Source organism: Clostridium sardiniense (assembly GCF_016907995.1).
Lineage (GTDB): Bacteria > Bacillota > Clostridia > Clostridiales > Clostridiaceae > Clostridium > Clostridium sardiniense.
Genome location: NZ_JAFBDA010000013.1, coordinates 40,750 through 57,327 on the forward strand (window position 1 = coordinate 40,750; position 16,578 = coordinate 57,327).

General features: G+C 29.1%; 15 protein-coding genes. 13 read left to right on the top strand and 2 right to left on the bottom strand.

Features of this window, described 5'->3' with window-relative positions:
* The first annotated feature begins 12 nt into the window (after positions 1-12).
* From JOC62_RS11780 to rho, 9 genes are all read left to right on the top strand, one after another.
* Positions 13-858, top strand: a complete 846-nt coding sequence (locus tag JOC62_RS11780) for a cyanophycinase (protein ID WP_204595477.1) — start codon at positions 13-15, stop codon at positions 856-858.
* Entirely contained in the window at positions 830-3,436 is a 2,607-nt protein-coding gene (cphA, locus tag JOC62_RS11785) for a cyanophycin synthetase (RefSeq protein ID WP_204595478.1), read from the top strand. Before JOC62_RS11780 ends, cphA begins: the two co-directional genes overlap by 29 nt.
* A gap of 166 nt (positions 3,437-3,602) precedes the next feature.
* Positions 3,603-4,445, top strand: a complete 843-nt coding sequence (gene ispE / locus JOC62_RS11790) for a 4-(cytidine 5'-diphospho)-2-C-methyl-D-erythritol kinase (RefSeq protein ID WP_204595479.1) — start codon at positions 3,603-3,605, stop codon at positions 4,443-4,445.
* Positions 4,446-4,511: 66 nt separating this feature from the next.
* Positions 4,512-5,246: a stage II sporulation protein R gene (gene spoIIR, locus JOC62_RS11795; RefSeq protein WP_204595480.1), complete on the top strand. Its 735-nt coding sequence runs from the start codon at positions 4,512-4,514 to the stop codon at positions 5,244-5,246.
* Between the two features lie 120 nt (positions 5,247-5,366).
* On the top strand, positions 5,367-6,356 hold the full coding sequence (locus JOC62_RS11800) for a tRNA 4-thiouridine(8) synthase ThiI (RefSeq protein ID WP_204595481.1): 990 nt from the start codon (positions 5,367-5,369) through the stop codon (positions 6,354-6,356).
* A gap of 14 nt (positions 6,357-6,370) precedes the next feature.
* Positions 6,371-6,784, top strand: coding sequence for a YwiB family protein (locus JOC62_RS11805; RefSeq protein ID WP_204595482.1), 414 nt, complete (start codon positions 6,371-6,373; stop codon positions 6,782-6,784).
* A gap of 127 nt (positions 6,785-6,911) precedes the next feature.
* Positions 6,912-7,205, top strand: a complete 294-nt coding sequence (locus tag JOC62_RS11810; RefSeq protein ID WP_204595483.1) for a hypothetical protein — start codon at positions 6,912-6,914, stop codon at positions 7,203-7,205.
* A 202-nt stretch (positions 7,206-7,407) separates the two neighbouring features.
* Positions 7,408-9,015, top strand: coding sequence for a CTP synthase (locus JOC62_RS11815; protein WP_204595484.1), 1,608 nt, complete (start codon positions 7,408-7,410; stop codon positions 9,013-9,015).
* Positions 9,016-9,275: 260 nt separating this feature from the next.
* A complete protein-coding gene (gene rho, locus JOC62_RS11820; protein WP_204595485.1) occupies positions 9,276-10,763 on the top strand; it encodes a transcription termination factor Rho in 1,488 nt (495 codons plus the stop codon).
* 40 nt (positions 10,764-10,803) lie between these two features.
* Here the strand turns inward: rho and JOC62_RS11825 are convergent, their stop codons facing one another.
* Positions 10,804-11,910, bottom strand: coding sequence for an MGDG synthase family glycosyltransferase (locus tag JOC62_RS11825; RefSeq protein WP_204595486.1), 1,107 nt, complete (start codon positions 11,908-11,910; stop codon positions 10,804-10,806).
* Between the two features lie 120 nt (positions 11,911-12,030).
* On the bottom strand, positions 12,031-12,237 hold the full coding sequence (gene rpmE, locus JOC62_RS11830; protein WP_204595487.1) for a 50S ribosomal protein L31: 207 nt from the start codon (positions 12,235-12,237) through the stop codon (positions 12,031-12,033).
* 175 nt (positions 12,238-12,412) lie between these two features.
* On the opposite strand from rpmE, the gene JOC62_RS11835 reads away from it, so the two are divergent.
* From JOC62_RS11835 to JOC62_RS11850, 4 genes are read left to right on the top strand one after another with little or no spacing between them, the layout of a single operon-like run.
* Positions 12,413-13,000 carry a thymidine kinase gene (locus tag JOC62_RS11835; RefSeq protein ID WP_204595488.1) on the top strand — a complete coding sequence of 196 codons (588 nt, stop codon included), beginning with the start codon at positions 12,413-12,415 and terminating at the stop codon, positions 12,998-13,000.
* Positions 13,001-13,014: 14 nt separating this feature from the next.
* Complete coding sequence (prmC, locus tag JOC62_RS11840; protein ID WP_204595489.1) at positions 13,015-14,787, top strand: peptide chain release factor N(5)-glutamine methyltransferase; 1,773 nt, start codon at positions 13,015-13,017, stop codon at positions 14,785-14,787.
* 50 nt (positions 14,788-14,837) lie between these two features.
* The gene (prfA, locus tag JOC62_RS11845; RefSeq protein WP_204595490.1) at positions 14,838-15,920 is read left to right on the top strand and encodes a peptide chain release factor 1; all 1,083 of its coding nucleotides are present in this window, start codon (positions 14,838-14,840) and stop codon (positions 15,918-15,920) included.
* 59 nt (positions 15,921-15,979) lie between these two features.
* Entirely contained in the window at positions 15,980-16,567 is a 588-nt protein-coding gene (locus JOC62_RS11850) for a hypothetical protein (RefSeq protein ID WP_204595491.1), read from the top strand.
* The last annotated feature ends 11 nt before the right edge of the window (positions 16,568-16,578 follow it).

The following is a 16,578-nucleotide window of genomic DNA, read 5'->3' on the forward strand; positions in this document are numbered from 1 at the left end:
GAGGTGAATATTATGAAATCTAAATTAAACTATGATTTGGTTGTTATAGGTGGAGCAGAAGATAAAGAAGGAAGAAAAAAAATCCTAAATGAAGTATGCGATTTAATTAATAAAGATAGAGATTTATTATTAGTCGCTACAATAGCATCTGAAATTCAAGAAGAAATGGAGGATGTATATGATAAGGTCTTCAGAGAAATAGGAGTGAAAAATATAGAGTTTTTAAATATAGAAGATAGGGAAGAAGCTTATTTAGAAAAAAATATAGATCTTATAAAATCTTCTAAATTAATATTTTTTACAGGTGGAGATCAATTAAAAATAACTAGCCTCATAGGAGGAACTCCATTAAACAAAGCTCTTATTAATGGGATGCATAGTGGAAAAGTAATAGTAGGAACATCAGCGGGAGCATCTGTAATGAGTGGAACTATGATCTTAGAAGGAGATGATGAAGAGTCACCTAAAAAACATAGTATTAATATGTGTCCAGGACTTGGATTTATTGAGAATGTTGTTATTGATCAGCACTTTATTCAAAGAGGAAGAATAGGGAGATTATTAACAGGTATAGCTGAAAATCCAGAATATTTAGGAATAGGAATAGACGAAGATACAGCTATAATCATTGATGAGAGAAAAATACTTAAGGTTATTGGAAATGGTGCAGTATACGTAATTGATGGAACTGGAATAAATCATACAAATGTGTCAGAGCAATTTAGAGATAAAACATTAAGTATATTTAATGTTAAGTTACATGTACTAATTGAAGGAAATAAATTTGATCTAATTAATAAGATACCTTTTGAGGAGGAAGTATTTAGAGATGAAGATAAAAGGGATAAGGATATTTAATGGAAGAAATATCTATTCGCATAGAAAGTGTATGAGAATGGATGTTGATTTAGAAGGATATTCTGAGACACCAAGTAATAAAATAGAGGGATTCAATGATGAACTTTTAAGACTCTTACCTATTCTAAAGGAACATAGATGCGGTATAGATACTGAGGGTGGGTTTGTTATAAGATTAAATGAAGGTACATATCTATCACATATTTGTGAGCACATAGTAATTGGAATGCAAAATATGCTAGGTATGGATGTTTCCTATGGTAAGGCTAGGGAATGTGAAGGAGACCATTACTATATTATTTATGAATTTATGTATGAAAATACGTCAGTTGAAATAGGAAAATTAGCCGTTGATTTAATAAATTCATTAATAACAAAGAAAAGTATAAATTTTGAAGAAAGATTAAAATTAGTTAGTGATATATTAAGTAAGGAATCAGTAGGCCCAAGTACGGAAGCTATAAAAGTAGCTGCTGAGAGAGTTGGGTTACCTGTTTTTGAAATAGACAACTCAGGATATTATCAAATAGGATATGGAAAACAAGGACGTATTATAGAAGCTACTATAGGGTCAAATACTACATGTATTGGAGCGGATATAGCATGTGATAAGATGTTTACAAAAACCTTATTAAAGAGTCAAAGTATACCAGTTGCTGATGGAGAAAAAGTATATAATGTAATAGGTTTATTAAAAGCAGCTGAAAGTATTGGATATCCAGTTGTATTAAAACCACAATGTGGTAATCAAGGTAAGGGCGTATTCTTAAATATAAAAAATGAAAAAGAGCTTATAAAAGTTTATAACAAATTATCAAATGAATATAAAGATATAATAATAGAAAGATATGTAAGCGGAAATGATTATAGAGTATGCGTAATAAACAACGAAGTTGTTGCAGCTTCACTAAGAATTCCGCCAAAGGTTTCAGGTGATGGAAAGAGAAGTATAAGTGAACTTATAGAAGAGTTAAATAATGATCCTCTAAGGGGAGACGATCATGAAAAACCTTTAACTAAGATTAAGATTGATGATGATATGAAGGAACTTCTTTTAGAATCAGGATATAAAATAAGTAGTATTCCTAAGGTAGGTGAAGAAGTAGTCCTAAGAAGGAATGCAAATCTTTCTACTGGTGGAATGGCTATAGATTGTACTGATGAAATATGCGAAGAAAATAAGAGGTATTGTATAAAAGCAGCAAAGATTATTGGATTAGATATCTGTGGAATTGATATAACAGCTTTAAGTATAGGAGAACCTATAAAAGAGCAAGGTGTAGTAATGGAAGTGAATGCAGCACCAGGAATAAGAATGCATCATTATCCATCAAGTGGAGAACCGAGGGATGTAGGAAAGGCTATACTAAATCATTTGTATAATGGAAAACCTAGAAATATTCCTGTAGTAGCTATTACAGGAACTAATGGAAAAACTACAACAACTAGACTTATATCCTATGTATTAAATCTTATGGGAAATATTGTTGGCATGACATCTACAGAAGGTATTTATATTGGAGATGAATGCATAGATATAGGTGATGATACAGGTTATGAAAGTGCAAAATCAATTCTATTAAACAAAGATGTGGATGTTGCGGTACTTGAGACAGCCAGAGGTGGAATGATAAAGAAAGGATTAGCTTATGATTTAGCTGATGTTGGAGTAGTAACTAATATAACTGAAGACCATCTAGGAATTGATGAAATATACACAATGGAAGATTTAAGTTTTATAAAATCATTAGTAACTGAAGCTGTAAAGCCAAGTGGATACTCTGTAATAAATGCAGATGATAATTGGAGTAGAAATTTAATAGATAGAGCTAGAGGAGAGATAATATATTTTTCCAAAGATAAAAATAATAGCTTAATACAAAAAAATATACTTGCTGGAAAGAAGGCTGTATTTATAGATGATGGTATTCTTTGTGTAGTTAATAATAATAAAAAATATAATGTACTAAAGGTTGATGATATACCAATAACATTAAATGGCAGTTTAATATTTAATATTGAAAATGCACTAGCAGCATGTGCGGCATTAGTAGGAATTGGCATAGATTACTGCATGATAGCTAGAGGGTTTAATAAGTTTAAATTAGATTATGAACATAATGCTGGTAGGTTTAATATGTATAAATTAAATGGTAGAACTATTATATTAGACTATGGTCACAACGTAGATGGATTTAGGGCTATATTTGAATCTTTAAAATCTATGAATTTTAATAAACTAATTGGAGTTATAGGTATTCCTGGTGATAGAAATGACGAAATGGCAATTGATATAGGGAAAATAAGTGATAAAAATTTAGATTTTATTATAATAAAAGAAGACATTGATAAGAGAGGAAGAAAGCCAGGAGAAATTGCTAGCTTGATAGAAAATGGAATATCTGATAAAAATAAGTATAAAATTGTTTTGGAAGAACCAGAAGCTCTTAAAGAAGCTATAAGAATTAGTGAAGAGGGAGATGTTATAGTAGCATTCTTTGAAGAATTACAGCCTTTAATGAAGGTTGTTGAGAATTATAGAGACGATAATGAAAAAGAAGAGTTGGTTAATTTATAAATATTTAAATTAAAGATTAGACACATAATATTTTTTAATTATTCTATAATCCATTTGAATTATTAAAAAATTATGTGTCTAATCTTTTTATATTACAAAAATAGACAGAGAGAATTAGCTATGATAAAATATGAGATAACATTGACGGAGGGAAGGGATATGTGTAATGAAAGCAAAGGCATATGCTAAGGTTAATATAGCATTAGATGTTATTGGAAAAAGAGAAGATGGATATCATTTATTAAGAATGATAATGCAAGCAATAGATTTATACGATGAGATATTGATAGAAAAGATAGATAAAGGAATAAGGATAAATTGTAATAAGCCATATGTACCAACTGATGAAAGAAATTTAGCTTATAAGGCAGCAAAGCTATTTATGGATAAATTCAATATTAAATCAGGAGTTAATATAACAATCAACAAAAACATACCAGTATCTGCTGGGTTAGCTGGTGGAAGCACAGATTGTGCAGCTGTATTAAAACTCATGAATAAGATGTTTAAGACTAATCTTAGTGATCAAGAATTGATGGATTTAGGTGTTAAACTGGGTGCAGATGTTCCTTACTGCATAATTGGAGGAACGGCACTTTGTGAAGGGATAGGAGAGAAGATAACTAAGTTAAAATCATTCAAAGATAAAATACTAGTTTTAGTAAAACCTCCTTTTGGTGTTTCAACAAAGGTGGTATATCAAGAGTTTGATTTGTCAAAAGTTGTATTCCATCCTAATGTAGAAGGACTTATTAAAAATATAGAAGAAGGTAATTTGAAATATGTAGCAAGTAATATGAAGAATTTGCTTGAAAATGTTACTCTTGCAAAGTATAAAGAGATAATTTCCATTAAACAATCAATGATTGAATGTGGATCTATTGGAAGTATGATGAGTGGGAGTGGCCCAACTGTATTTGCATTTTTTGATGATATGGTTAAAGCACAAAAGTGTTATGATATAATGAAAAAGAAATATAAAGATGTATGTATAACAAGAACAATATAAAATAAATATATATGTATAGAACTCCTTTAACTGGTAATAATGATTACTAGTAAGGGGGTTTTTATTATGAAAAAAGTATTTTATGCATTTATATTAATTATAATTTCAATGTTATTTTCAGGGTGTACAAGCAGTGAGGTGGGCAACTTAAAGGTAGATAGTGAAATCACTTATGATTATGATAGTGTGCAAGAGGAAATAATTAGATTTCACGTAATTGCAAATAGTGATACTGATGAGGATCAGGAACTAAAACTTAAAGTGAGAGATGAAGTAATTAAGTTTCTTACACCATTACTAGATAAATCATCAAGTATAGAGGAATCTAGAGAAATACTTAAAGAAAATGATAAGAAGGTTATTGATATAGCTAAAAAAGTTATAAAAGAAAATGGATATAATTATAGTGTTAAAAGCGAACTTTCAAGAGAGAATTTCCCGGAAAAGATATATGGAAATATAGTATTACCACAAGGAGAATATGAAGCTTATAGAATCTTAATAGGAAAGTCATCAGGACAAAACTGGTGGTGTGTTATGTTTCCACCATTATGCTTTGTAGATGTAACTAAAGGTGAGGTCGCATATAATGAGACAGAAAGACAAATGAATAAAGTTGTTGAAAATAAAAATAAACCTGTAGAAAAAAATGATAGTAAAAATGGAAAGAGTAAACAGAATGATAAGGATAATAAAATAGATGAAGAAGTTAATAAAATAGAGGATGACACAAAGATAGATGAAAAACAAGAGTATAATGTTAAATTTAAGATTGTAGAAGTTATAAAGGGATTATTTTAATAGTTACCTTAAAAATTAACTTGATAAAACTAATGAAGAATCATAAACTATAATTTGTAACAAATTATGAATTTGGGATAGTTAAAGTTTAAATAAACTAATTATTAGGAGGAAATTTTAATGACTAGAGCACTAGCTATGATATCAGGTGGATTAGATAGTATATTATCAGCAAAATTAATTAAGGATCAAGGAATAGAAGTAATAGGAATATGCTTTAAATCATATTTTTTTGATGAAGAAAATGCTAAAAGAATGACTGAACAAATAGGTATACCTTTAGAGGTTGTTGACTTTTCAGTTGAACATTTTGAAATGGTTAAGGATCCTAAAAATGGATGGGGAAAAAATATGAATCCATGCATAGATTGTCATGCTATGATGATGAGGTATTCAGGAGAATTAATAAAAAAATTTAATGCAGATTTTATAATAACAGGTGAAGTTTTAAATCAAAGACCAATGTCTCAAAATAGACAAGCTTTAAATAAAGTTAGAAAAGAATCAGGTTTTAAAGATATTATACTAAGACCTTTATGTGCAAAAAATTTAGATGAAACTGAAATGGAAAAATCAGGGTTAGTAGATAGAGAAAAATTACTTGATATATCAGGAAGAAGTAGAAAAGTACAAATGGAACTTGCAGAAAAGTGGGGAATAAAAGATTATCCATCACCTGCGGGCGGATGTAGATTAACAGAGCCTAATTATTCATTAAGGCTTAAAGAATCACTTGAAAGAAATGGTGATGTATCTCCAAAAGAAATAGAATTATTAAGATTTGGAAGACATTTTGTTAGTGAAAATGGTTGTAAAATAATAGCTACTAGAACTAAAGATGAAGGCGATAGAATAAAAAATGTTTTAACTAAAGAAGATTTAGTATTATATCCAACAAGCCATAATGGTGCTATGATAGTGATAAGTGGAAAGTATAATGAAAAAGATAAGGAATTAGCAGCTAAGATAGCAGGTAGATATTGCAAGGGGAAAGATCTTGATGAGGTAGAAATAGCTTATGGGAAATTTGGATGTAAATTTGAAGGAACTTTAAAAGTTAAACCAGCTAGTGAAGATGAGATAAATAAGTACATAATACAAGGTAAATAAGGAGGTAGAGCATTTTGGAAAAAAAAGCGATTATTAAGATAATTAGTAATGCTACTATGGAAAATGAAGAACTTATAGAAGTGGTTACTCCAGGTAGCTTAAAGAATGAGAATGATGAAATAATTGCAATGTATAAAGAGACTGAGATATCTGGAATGAATGGAACGGATACAAAGCTTAGAATTGGTGATGAATATATCATTCTTGAAAGAGAAGGAAGCACAACAACAAAAATGCATTTTGAAAAAGGCAAACCATCTGTTTGTTTATATAATACACCTTATGGAATGTTAGAATTAACAATTGATACTAAAGAGTTAAAAATAGATATGACAGAAGATGGCGGGAATGTTGAGATAAAGTATGAAATGCAAGTAGAGGGGCAACCATCATTTAAAACACAATTAAAATTAGATATAAAAGCATAATAAAATCACCTTACTAGATTATGATTACGTTAATTTAGTAGGGTGATTTTTTATTAAATTTGTTTAAATTAAATCTTGTCTATAAAAATAAAAAGTGGGAATAATTTAATAAAAGGAGGGAATGTGTATGATTAATGAGGAAAAGTATTTTAGAATAATAAAACAAATATGTGCCTTTAATAACATATCCAAAGAAGAATTACTGGATATATTAAAGGAAAAAGATATGAAATACTTACTAATTTTATTTTTGAAAAAATATGATTGTTGGAGTGAAGAAGAATTAAAAGAAGTTTTAAATGTTAAAACACGAAAAAGCATACATTATAACTACCAGAAAGCTGAAGAAAAATTATTGATAAATAAGAAATTTAGAGATAAATATTTTGAAATAGAGAAAAAAATAGACGCAGAATTATAAAAAAATAAGAAATGAATAAAATATAAATAAAAAATGACTAGATATTAAAAAATAAATGTGGTACTATATTATCTATGTTATTTAAAGAGAATTGTTTTAGCACGAATACCCCATAAATGAAATTTATGGGGTAATATCTATTATAACTTTGAATAGTCTATATGTCAATAAAAAATAAATTTTCTCATAGGGAGGAACTAAAATGAACAAAAGAACTAAGTATGTATTTGTAACAGGTGGAGTTGTTTCAGCATTAGGAAAAGGAATTACAGCAGCATCGCTTGGAAGATTATTAAAAAATAGAGGGGTAAATGTATCAATACAAAAGTTTGACCCATACCTAAATGTAGACCCAGGAACAATGAGTCCATACCAACATGGAGAAGTATTTGTAACTGATGATGGAGCGGAAACAGATTTAGATTTAGGACATTATGAAAGATTTATTGATGAGAACTTAACTCAAAATAGTAATGTTACTACTGGTAGAATATATTGGTCAGTTATATCAAAAGAAAGAAGAGGAGAATACTTAGGTGGAACAGTTCAAGTAATACCTCATATAACTAACGCTATAAAAGAAAAAGTTTATAGAGTTTCAAAAGAAAGAGATGTTGATGTTGTTATAACAGAAATTGGTGGAACAGTTGGAGATATTGAATCACAACCATTCTTAGAAGCAATAAGACAAGTTAGAAGTGAAGTTGGTCCTGAAAATGTTTGTTTTATACACGTTACATTAGTTCCATACCTTGGAAAAGCAGGAGAGCTTAAAACTAAACCAACTCAACACTCAGTTAAAGAGTTAAGAAGTATTGGTATACAACCAGACATAATAGTATGTAGATCAGAAAAAGAATTATCAGAAGATATTAAAAATAAGATAGGCTTATTCTGCAATATGGATGGAAGATCAGTTATCCAAAATTTAGATGCTGAACATCTTTATGAAGTTCCTTTAATGTTACATGCTGAAGGATTAGATAATTTAGTATGCGAAAAGTTACACCTTGGCTGTAAAGATATAGACAATAGTGAATGGATAGACATGGTTCAAAGAATTAAGAACTTAGAAAATGAAGTTACAATAGCTTTAGTTGGTAAATATGTTGAATTACATGATGCGTACATATCAGTAGTTGAAGCTTTAAGTCATGGTGGTCTAGCAAATAACACTAATGTAAAAATTAAATGGATAAATTCAGAAGAATTAGAAACTCAAGATGTAGACAAAGTTTTAGCTGGTGTAAATGGTGTTTTAGTTCCAGGTGGATTTGGAGATAGAGGAGTAGAGGGTAAGATAGAAGCTATAAGATGGGCTAGAGAAAATAAAGTACCTTTCCTTGGAATTTGTCTTGGAATGCAATGTGCAGTAATTGAATTTGCAAGAAATGTTGTAGGACTTGAAGGTGCACATAGTTCAGAATTAGATCAAGAAACAAAATATCCAGTTATAGATATTATGCCAGAACAAAAAGATATAGAAGACTTAGGTGGAACAATGAGACTTGGATTATATCCATGTAAGTTAGATGAGACAACAAAGGCTTATGATTCATATAAAGATGAAATTATATATGAAAGACATAGACATAGATATGAATTTAACAATGAATTTAGAAAAGAAATTACTGAAAGTGGTATGACAATTTCAGGAACAAGTCCAGATGGAAGATTAGTTGAAATAGTTGAAATAGAGGATCATCCATGGTTTGTTGCAGCTCAGTTCCATCCAGAATTAAAATCAAGACCAAATAGACCACACCCATTATTTACTGGATTTATAGAAGCTGCTTTAAAGGAAAAATAAAATAAATTATTATATAATAAAGGTATTCTAAATTTTTAGAATACCTTTATATATTTTAGGAGAAGATTATAAATATAATTATTATAAAATGAATCTTTTTAATTAATTATAAACAAATACCCTAAATACCTTGCAAACATAAGGTTATTGAAGGATAATAAAATAAAAGTCAAGTTATCTAAGAATCTTACCTTAAGAGTTCCCTAAAGAATGAATTTAAGTTTTTATATAAATATTGAACTAAATATGGAGGTGTCATTTTGACAAGAGAAGTTTACGAAGGTATGACATTAGCAAGTCTAAAAGAAGTTGCTAAAGAGTTAAAAATAAAAAATATATCAAAATATAAAAAAAGTGAATTGATAGATGAAATTCTAAAGAATAAAGTAAATTCTATAGAAAAAGATGGTGTTATATTAAAAGAAAAAATATCACCTAAGCCTAGAGAAATAAATACTCAAAACTACCAAAATAATCATCAAAACACTCAAAACAATTATCAAAACACTCAAAATAGTTACCAAAATACAAATAGAAGTCACACTCAAGGTGATAGGAATTATACTCAAAATGATAGAAGGTATAACAATCAAGGGGAGAGAAACCATAATCAAAATGATATGGCTCAAGCTGTTACAGTATCAGGTATATTAGAGATTCAAGAAAATAATAGCTTTGGATTTTTAAGAGGAAAGAATTGCTTAAGTAGTAATCAAGATGTGTATGTATCTCCAGCTCAAATTAGAAGATTCAACCTATCAACTGGAGATAAATTAGAAGGTAAGGTTAGGGAGCCTAAAGAAGGAGAAAAGTTTAAAGCGTTAATATACTTAGAAAAAGTAAATGATGAAAATCCTGAAAAGGCTGTAGGAAGAACTAAATTCGAAAAATTAACTCCAATATATCCAAAGGAAAGAATTAGACTTGAACGTAAGGGAGAAAATGATCTTTCAACAAGATTAATGGATATAATTTGTCCTTTGGGAAAGGGACAAAGAGGTATGATTGTTGCACCACCAAAGGCTGGTAAAACAACACTTTTAAAGAAATTAGCTCAAAATATATCAAAGAATTGTCCGGAAGTTAAGCTTATAGTATTACTTATAGATGAAAGACCGGAAGAAGTTACAGATATGCAAAGATCAATAAATGGAGAGGTAATGTACTCAACATTTGATGAAGAACCTCAAAATCATGAGAAAGTATCAAAAATGGTATTAGAACATGGTAAAAGAAGAGTTGAGCAAGGTCAAGATGTTGTAATTCTTTTAGATAGTTTAACAAGACTTTCAAGAGCGTATAATTTAACAATTACTCCAACAGGAAGAACATTAACAGGGGGATTAGATCCTGGTGCATTAATAATGCCTAAGAAATTCTTTGGGGCTGCAAGAAATATTGAAGAGGGCGGTAGTTTGACAATTCTTGCAACAGCTCTTGTAGATACAGGTTCAAGAATGGACGATATGATATTTGAAGAATTTAAAGGTACTGGTAATATGGAAGTACACTTAGATAGAAGACTTCAAGAGAGAAGAATATTCCCAGCTATAGATATTTATAAATCAGGAACAAGAAAAGAAGATTTATTATTGAGCAATCAAGAAAGAGAAGTTGCATTTGCAATTAGAAAAATAATGTATACAGATGGAAATGTAGATAACGTAACAGAAAATCTAATTAAAATGCTAGGTAAAACTAAAGATAATGAAGAGTTTATAAGAGTATTTGAAAAAAATAATATTTAGAATAAAAAGACTGATACAAAAAGTTAAATGACTTTTTGTATCAGTCTTTATTACTAATTAAATGGTTTACTAAATCAACTATTGAAGATGATGAATATGTATCTGCTAAAGATTTTAATTTATTTTTCATTTCTTCAAGAATAGCTGGGTTTTCAATTAATGAATCTATTATAGGGTTAATTTCCTTCATATCATTTACGTGAAATGCATATCCTTCTTTAGTAAGAAATTCAGTATTTTCTTTCTCTTGCCCAGGTATTGCAAACGGTATTATTAAAGGTAAATTTTTTGCAATTGACTCAGTAACTGTAAGTCCTCCGGGTTTTGAAATTATAACATCTGAGTATTCCATAAATGAAGATATGTCATTTGAAAAACCTAATATATGCAACTTTTTATCTTTATATTCTTTAGTACAATGTTTCATTAAATTATGCTTTAAGTTTTTATTATTTCCACAAACAACTGTAATTCTAAGTTTATTATCATTTTTTAATAATTCATCAAGAACATAAGAAATATTTTTTAATCCCATACTTCCACTCATAAGTAATATATTAAAGTATTCTGTCCCCTTTATATGAGGAATATTTTTATCTCTATCAAAAAAAGATTCTCGTATAGGGATACCAAAAGGAAAAATTCTATCTTTTTTTATATTTTTATTTATTAAAGATTGCTTAGTATAGTTACTTCCTGTTATATAAGCATCAACATTCTTTCCTATATATGTATAATGTGCTTTAAAATCTGTAACAACTGAAATGAAAGGTATGTTTAAGCCTTCCTGTTTTAGTTTATCCATTATACAGACACATAACGGGTGAGTAGATATTATTATATCGGGTTTTTTTAAGCTAATTAGATTAGCAAGCCTCTTTTTTACAAATAAAAAAGGTATATTATCTAGCGTGTTTATAAATCTATTATTAGTTAGTTTATAAATAAAACCATAAATACCTGGAAAACTCATTGCAGATACTTCATATCCACCTACTACAGCATTTATTAAGAACTTACTACTATTACTTAAAAAGTCATAACTTATGCATTCATAATCGTTTTTTTGAAGCAATTCACTAAGTGATTTAGCTGCTTGATTATGTCCCTGCCCAGTAGAAGTAGTTAATATAAGAACTCTCTTCATTCAATTCACTCGCTTCATATAATTTTTTATATAAATATAGTTTAACATTATTTCAGTATAATTAAAATAAATTTAGTAAAAAAGAAAATGGGAAAGACTTGAAGTCTTTCCCTAAATTTCTTATTTTTTAATGTTGAATCTCTTGTTGAATTTATCAACTCTTCCACCAACATCAACGATTTTTTGCTTACCAGTGAAGAATGGGTGGCATTTAGAGCATATTTCTACTTTAAGTTCTTCTTTAACAGAACCAGTTGTAAAAGTATTTCCACATGCACACTTAACCACTGCGTCGTGATGGTATTCTGGATGTATGCCTTCTCTCATGTTTTTCACCTCTTTGTGTTTTAGTTTTATTGTAGCATTATACAATAAATAACTACTAGAGTATATCATAGTAACCTATAGCAGTCAATAAAAGACAAAATTAAAAAAAACTTTTTATAAAGGTGCATAAATGCTATAATCATTATTAACTGAAATGTAGAAGGAGAGAAAAAAATTGAGTAAATTATACTTTAGATATGGGGCTATGAATTCAGGAAAATCAACGCATTTAATGCAAGTTGCTCACAATTATGAAGAAAGAGGAATGAGAGTTTTATTAATGAAACCATCAACAGATAAAAAGGGTGGTAATAAACTTGTTTCTAGATTGGGAGTAGTTAGAGAAGTTGATGTTCTAGTTGGAGAAAATGAAAATATTTGTAATATAGTTAAAAACAATGTTAAAGAGTATGGGAAATTACATTGCATTTTAGTAGATGAAGTTCAATTTATGAAAAAAAATCAAATAGATGAATTATTTGAAGTTGCAGTAACACTAGATATTCCTATAATATGTTATGGTCTAAGAACTGATTTTAAGATGGAAGGTTTTGAAGGAAGTAAAAGACTACTATTAATTGCACATAGTATAGAAGAGATGAAAACTATATGTAAATGTGGTAACAAAGCTGTAGTAAATGCGAGAAAGATAAATGATAGATTTGTATTTGAAGGTGAGCAAGTTGCTATAGATAATATAGGTGATGTTCATTATGAATCATTATGTGGAGAGTGTTACTTTAAATATAAGAACCAAAAATAAGGAGGGGATATATATTGAAGAAATGTGACGTGGGTGGTCAAGCTGTTATTGAAGGTGTAATGATGAGAGGTAGTAAAGGAATGGCAACAGCCGTAAGAAAAGAAGATGGTAACATCGAAGTTGAAGTCAGAAAAATTACACCAATTACAAAAAAATACAAGATATTAAATATGCCATTTATAAGAGGTGGCTTTATACTTATAGATTCTTTAATACAAGGAATAAAATCATTAAATTATTCAGCCTCTTTTTTTGAAGATACTGAACCATCAGCTTTTGAAGATTGGCTTAAAAAGAAGTTTGGAGATAAAAGTAATGATGTAATAATTACTTTTACGATGTTTATTTCATTTATACTTTCAGCATTTTTATTTATTGCAATACCTACAGGAGTTGCTTCACTTTTTTCTAAACTCAACATATCTAGCATAGGTCTTAATATGATAGAGGCAGCTATTAGAATAGGAATATTGCTATTATATATGTGGGGAATTAGTAAATTAGATGATATATATAGGTTATTTCAGTATCACGGTGCTGAGCATAAGACTATCTTTTGTTATGAATCTGGAGAACCCTTAAAGGTTGAAAATGTAAAGAAATATTCAAGGTTTCACCCAAGATGTGGAACAAATTTTTTATTCCTTATAATGTTTGTAAGTATAATAGTTTTTGCTTTTACTGGATGGGGGAGTTTTTTTGAAAGGCTATTACTTAGAATAATACTAATACCAGTTGTGTCAGGAATAACTTATGAGCTTATAAAGTGGCTTGGAAAGTCTGATAATAAGCTAGCAAAAATTATTGCAGCTCCAGGATTAAAATTACAAGAGATTACAACAAGAGAGCCAGATGATTCACAGATAGAAGTTGCAATTAGATCTTTAAGAGCGGCTGAAGGATTACCGGAGGAAGAAATGACAATAACAGAACTTTTAGATGAAGGAACAAAGATATTATTAAATGTAGATAAGGAAAATGCAAGATTAGATGCTACCTTATTATTAGGACATATAATAGGTAGAGATAGGCTTTATATACTAACTCATGGTGAAGAAAATATAAATAATAATGATAAGAAAAAGTATCTAGAGCTTATAGAGAAAAGAAAATTGAAGATGCCAATTAAATATATTTTAGGTTCTTGTGAATTCATGGGATTAGACTTCGATGTTGAAGAGGGTGTATTAATTCCTAGAGGAGATACAGAAATATTAGTTGAAGAAGTTTTAAATCATATAGGTGATGATGAAAAGTTAGATATATGTGATTTATGTTCAGGGAGTGGTGCTATTGGTATATCACTTGCACACTACAGAAGGAATATTAATGTAGATGAAATAGATTATTTTGAAAAACCAGAAAAAATCACAATTAAAAATATTAAAAAACATAAATTAGAAGATAGAATAAGATTTATTAAAAGTGACTTATTGAAGGTTGTTATAGATGAAGATAAGAAATATGATATCATTGTTTCAAATCCTCCATATATAAAGGAAGAAGAAATAAGAACTTTAATGGATGATGTTAAAAGATACGAACCTCATAGTGCTTTAAGCGGAGGAGAAGATGGACTTGTTTTCTATAGAAGAATAGTTAATGAAAGTAAAATTCTTTTAAAGGGAAAAGGAATATTAGCCTTTGAGATTGGGCATGATCAAGGAGATGAGGTAAAAACGCTTATGGAAGAAAATAATTTTAAAGATGTAAGAGTTATAAAGGACTTAGCAGGACATGATAGGGTAGTTGTAGGAAACTTTACCCTTGTTGAAAAAGGATTATAATATGTGATATAATGTTTAAATATGAAATTAGATAATACGGAGTGGATAAAATGTTATTAGATAAATTAGCATTCATAGAAAACAAGTATGATGAATTATCAGTAAAGATTAGTGATCCTTCAATTATGGCAAACCAAAACGAGTGGAGAAAACTATGTAAGGAACATGCCGATTTAGAAATAATAGTTGGAGCTTACAAGGAATATAGAAAAGTTATAGAAGATTTACAAGATAATAAAGAAATGCTTGAGATTGAATCAGATAAAGAAATGAAAGAAATGCTTAACGATGAAATTAATGAGCTTAAGAAAAGAGAAGAAGAATTAGAAAAAGAGATACAAATTCTACTATTACCAAAAGATCCAAATGATGATAAGAACGTATTTGTAGAAATAAGAGCAGGTGCAGGTGGAGACGAAGCAGCATTATTTGCAGCTAACCTTTTCAGAATGTATACAAGATATGCAGAAAACAACAGATGGACTGTTGAACTTATGAGTACTAATGAAACTGGAATTGGTGGACTTAAAGAAGTTGTATTTATGATTAAAGGTCATGGTGCATACTCAAGACTTAAATATGAAAGTGGAGTTCATAGAGTACAAAGAGTTCCAGATACAGAATCAAGTGGTAGAATACATACATCAACTGCTACAGTTGCAGTATTACCAGAAGTTGATGATGTAGAAGTTGAAATTAATGATAAAGATATTAAGTTTGATGTATTTAGAGCATCAGGTAATGGAGGACAATGTGTTAATACAACTGACTCAGCAGTAAGACTTACACACATACCTTCAGGTATAGTAATATCATGTCAAGATGAAAAATCACAGCTTAAAAATAAAGAAAAGGCTATGAAAGTTTTAAGAGCAAGACTATATGAACAAGCAGAAGCAGAAAGAGCAGCAGGTATTGCAGAGGATAGAAAATCACAGGTTGGTACAGGGGATAGAAGTGAAAGAATAAGAACTTATAATTACCCACAGGGGAGAGTTACAGATCATAGAATAGGATTAACTCTTTATAAATTAGAAATGTTCTTAAATGGAGATATAGATGAAGTTATAAATGCACTTATAACTGCTGACCAAGCTGAAAAAATGAAACAAATGGGAAATACAGAGCAGTAATTTTAAAAAAGCCTTGCATTGATAATGTAAGGCTTTTAGAATATATAAAGGGGCAAAGTATGGATATTTATAAAGCATTAAAAAAAGAAAAAAAAGCCATAAAAAGATTTTACATATACATGGGTATATTAGCTTTGTTATTGCCAACTACATTATGGCTAACAGATATAAAAACAAAATTTTTTATATTTTATGTGCTGATTTTAGAGCTTTTAATAATACTTGCTGTTTTAAAAAAAAGAGATTATACAAAGCTTGAATTTAAATATAAAAATAATAGACTAAAGTTTACGAGCGGATTATTTAGCCAAACTAACACAATATTATGCGATACTATAGCCATAGTTCATACTGATGGTATGGAAGATTATATGAAGATAATATTAGTTAGTAATGCAAAAGTTAGAAATAGAAGAATGAAGCTAATATCAAAAGGATTTTTAAAAAGATATCCAGAAGTAGCTGAACTATATGATAAGATAAAAAGATTAGATCCAGATGAAATTTACTATTTCCAAATAGTGAAGAAAGGTGGATTAAAGAAATATCCTTTTTTAGATGAGGTATTTAAATATTGTGTTAAGGCGGACTACACTGAAGCTTGTATTGAAAATATAAAAATTGCGCGTGGGCAAACTTTAAGTTAGAAAGAAGGAAT

What these genes read in the sequence shown, in the direction of transcription:
- JOC62_RS11780 (WP_204595477.1), top strand. Translation starts at nt 13, where the DNA reads ATGAAATCTAAATTAAACTATGATTTGGTTGTTATAGGTGGAGCAGAA.
- cphA (WP_204595478.1), top strand. Translation starts at nt 830, where the DNA reads ATGAAGATAAAAGGGATAAGGATATTTAATGGAAGAAATATCTATTCG.
- ispE (WP_204595479.1), top strand. Translation starts at nt 3,603, where the DNA reads ATGAAAGCAAAGGCATATGCTAAGGTTAATATAGCATTAGATGTTATT.
- spoIIR (WP_204595480.1), top strand. Translation starts at nt 4,512, where the DNA reads ATGAAAAAAGTATTTTATGCATTTATATTAATTATAATTTCAATGTTA.
- JOC62_RS11800 (WP_204595481.1), top strand. Translation starts at nt 5,367, where the DNA reads ATGACTAGAGCACTAGCTATGATATCAGGTGGATTAGATAGTATATTA.
- JOC62_RS11810 (WP_204595483.1), top strand. Translation starts at nt 6,912, where the DNA reads ATGATTAATGAGGAAAAGTATTTTAGAATAATAAAACAAATATGTGCC.
- JOC62_RS11815 (WP_204595484.1), top strand. Translation starts at nt 7,408, where the DNA reads ATGAACAAAAGAACTAAGTATGTATTTGTAACAGGTGGAGTTGTTTCA.
- JOC62_RS11825 (WP_204595486.1), bottom strand. Translation starts at nt 11,910, where the DNA reads ATGAAGAGAGTTCTTATATTAACTACTTCTACTGGGCAGGGACATAAT.
- rpmE (WP_204595487.1), bottom strand. Translation starts at nt 12,237, where the DNA reads ATGAGAGAAGGCATACATCCAGAATACCATCACGACGCAGTGGTTAAG.
- prfA (WP_204595490.1), top strand. Translation starts at nt 14,838, where the DNA reads ATGTTATTAGATAAATTAGCATTCATAGAAAACAAGTATGATGAATTA.
- JOC62_RS11850 (WP_204595491.1), top strand. Translation starts at nt 15,980, where the DNA reads ATGGATATTTATAAAGCATTAAAAAAAGAAAAAAAAGCCATAAAAAGA.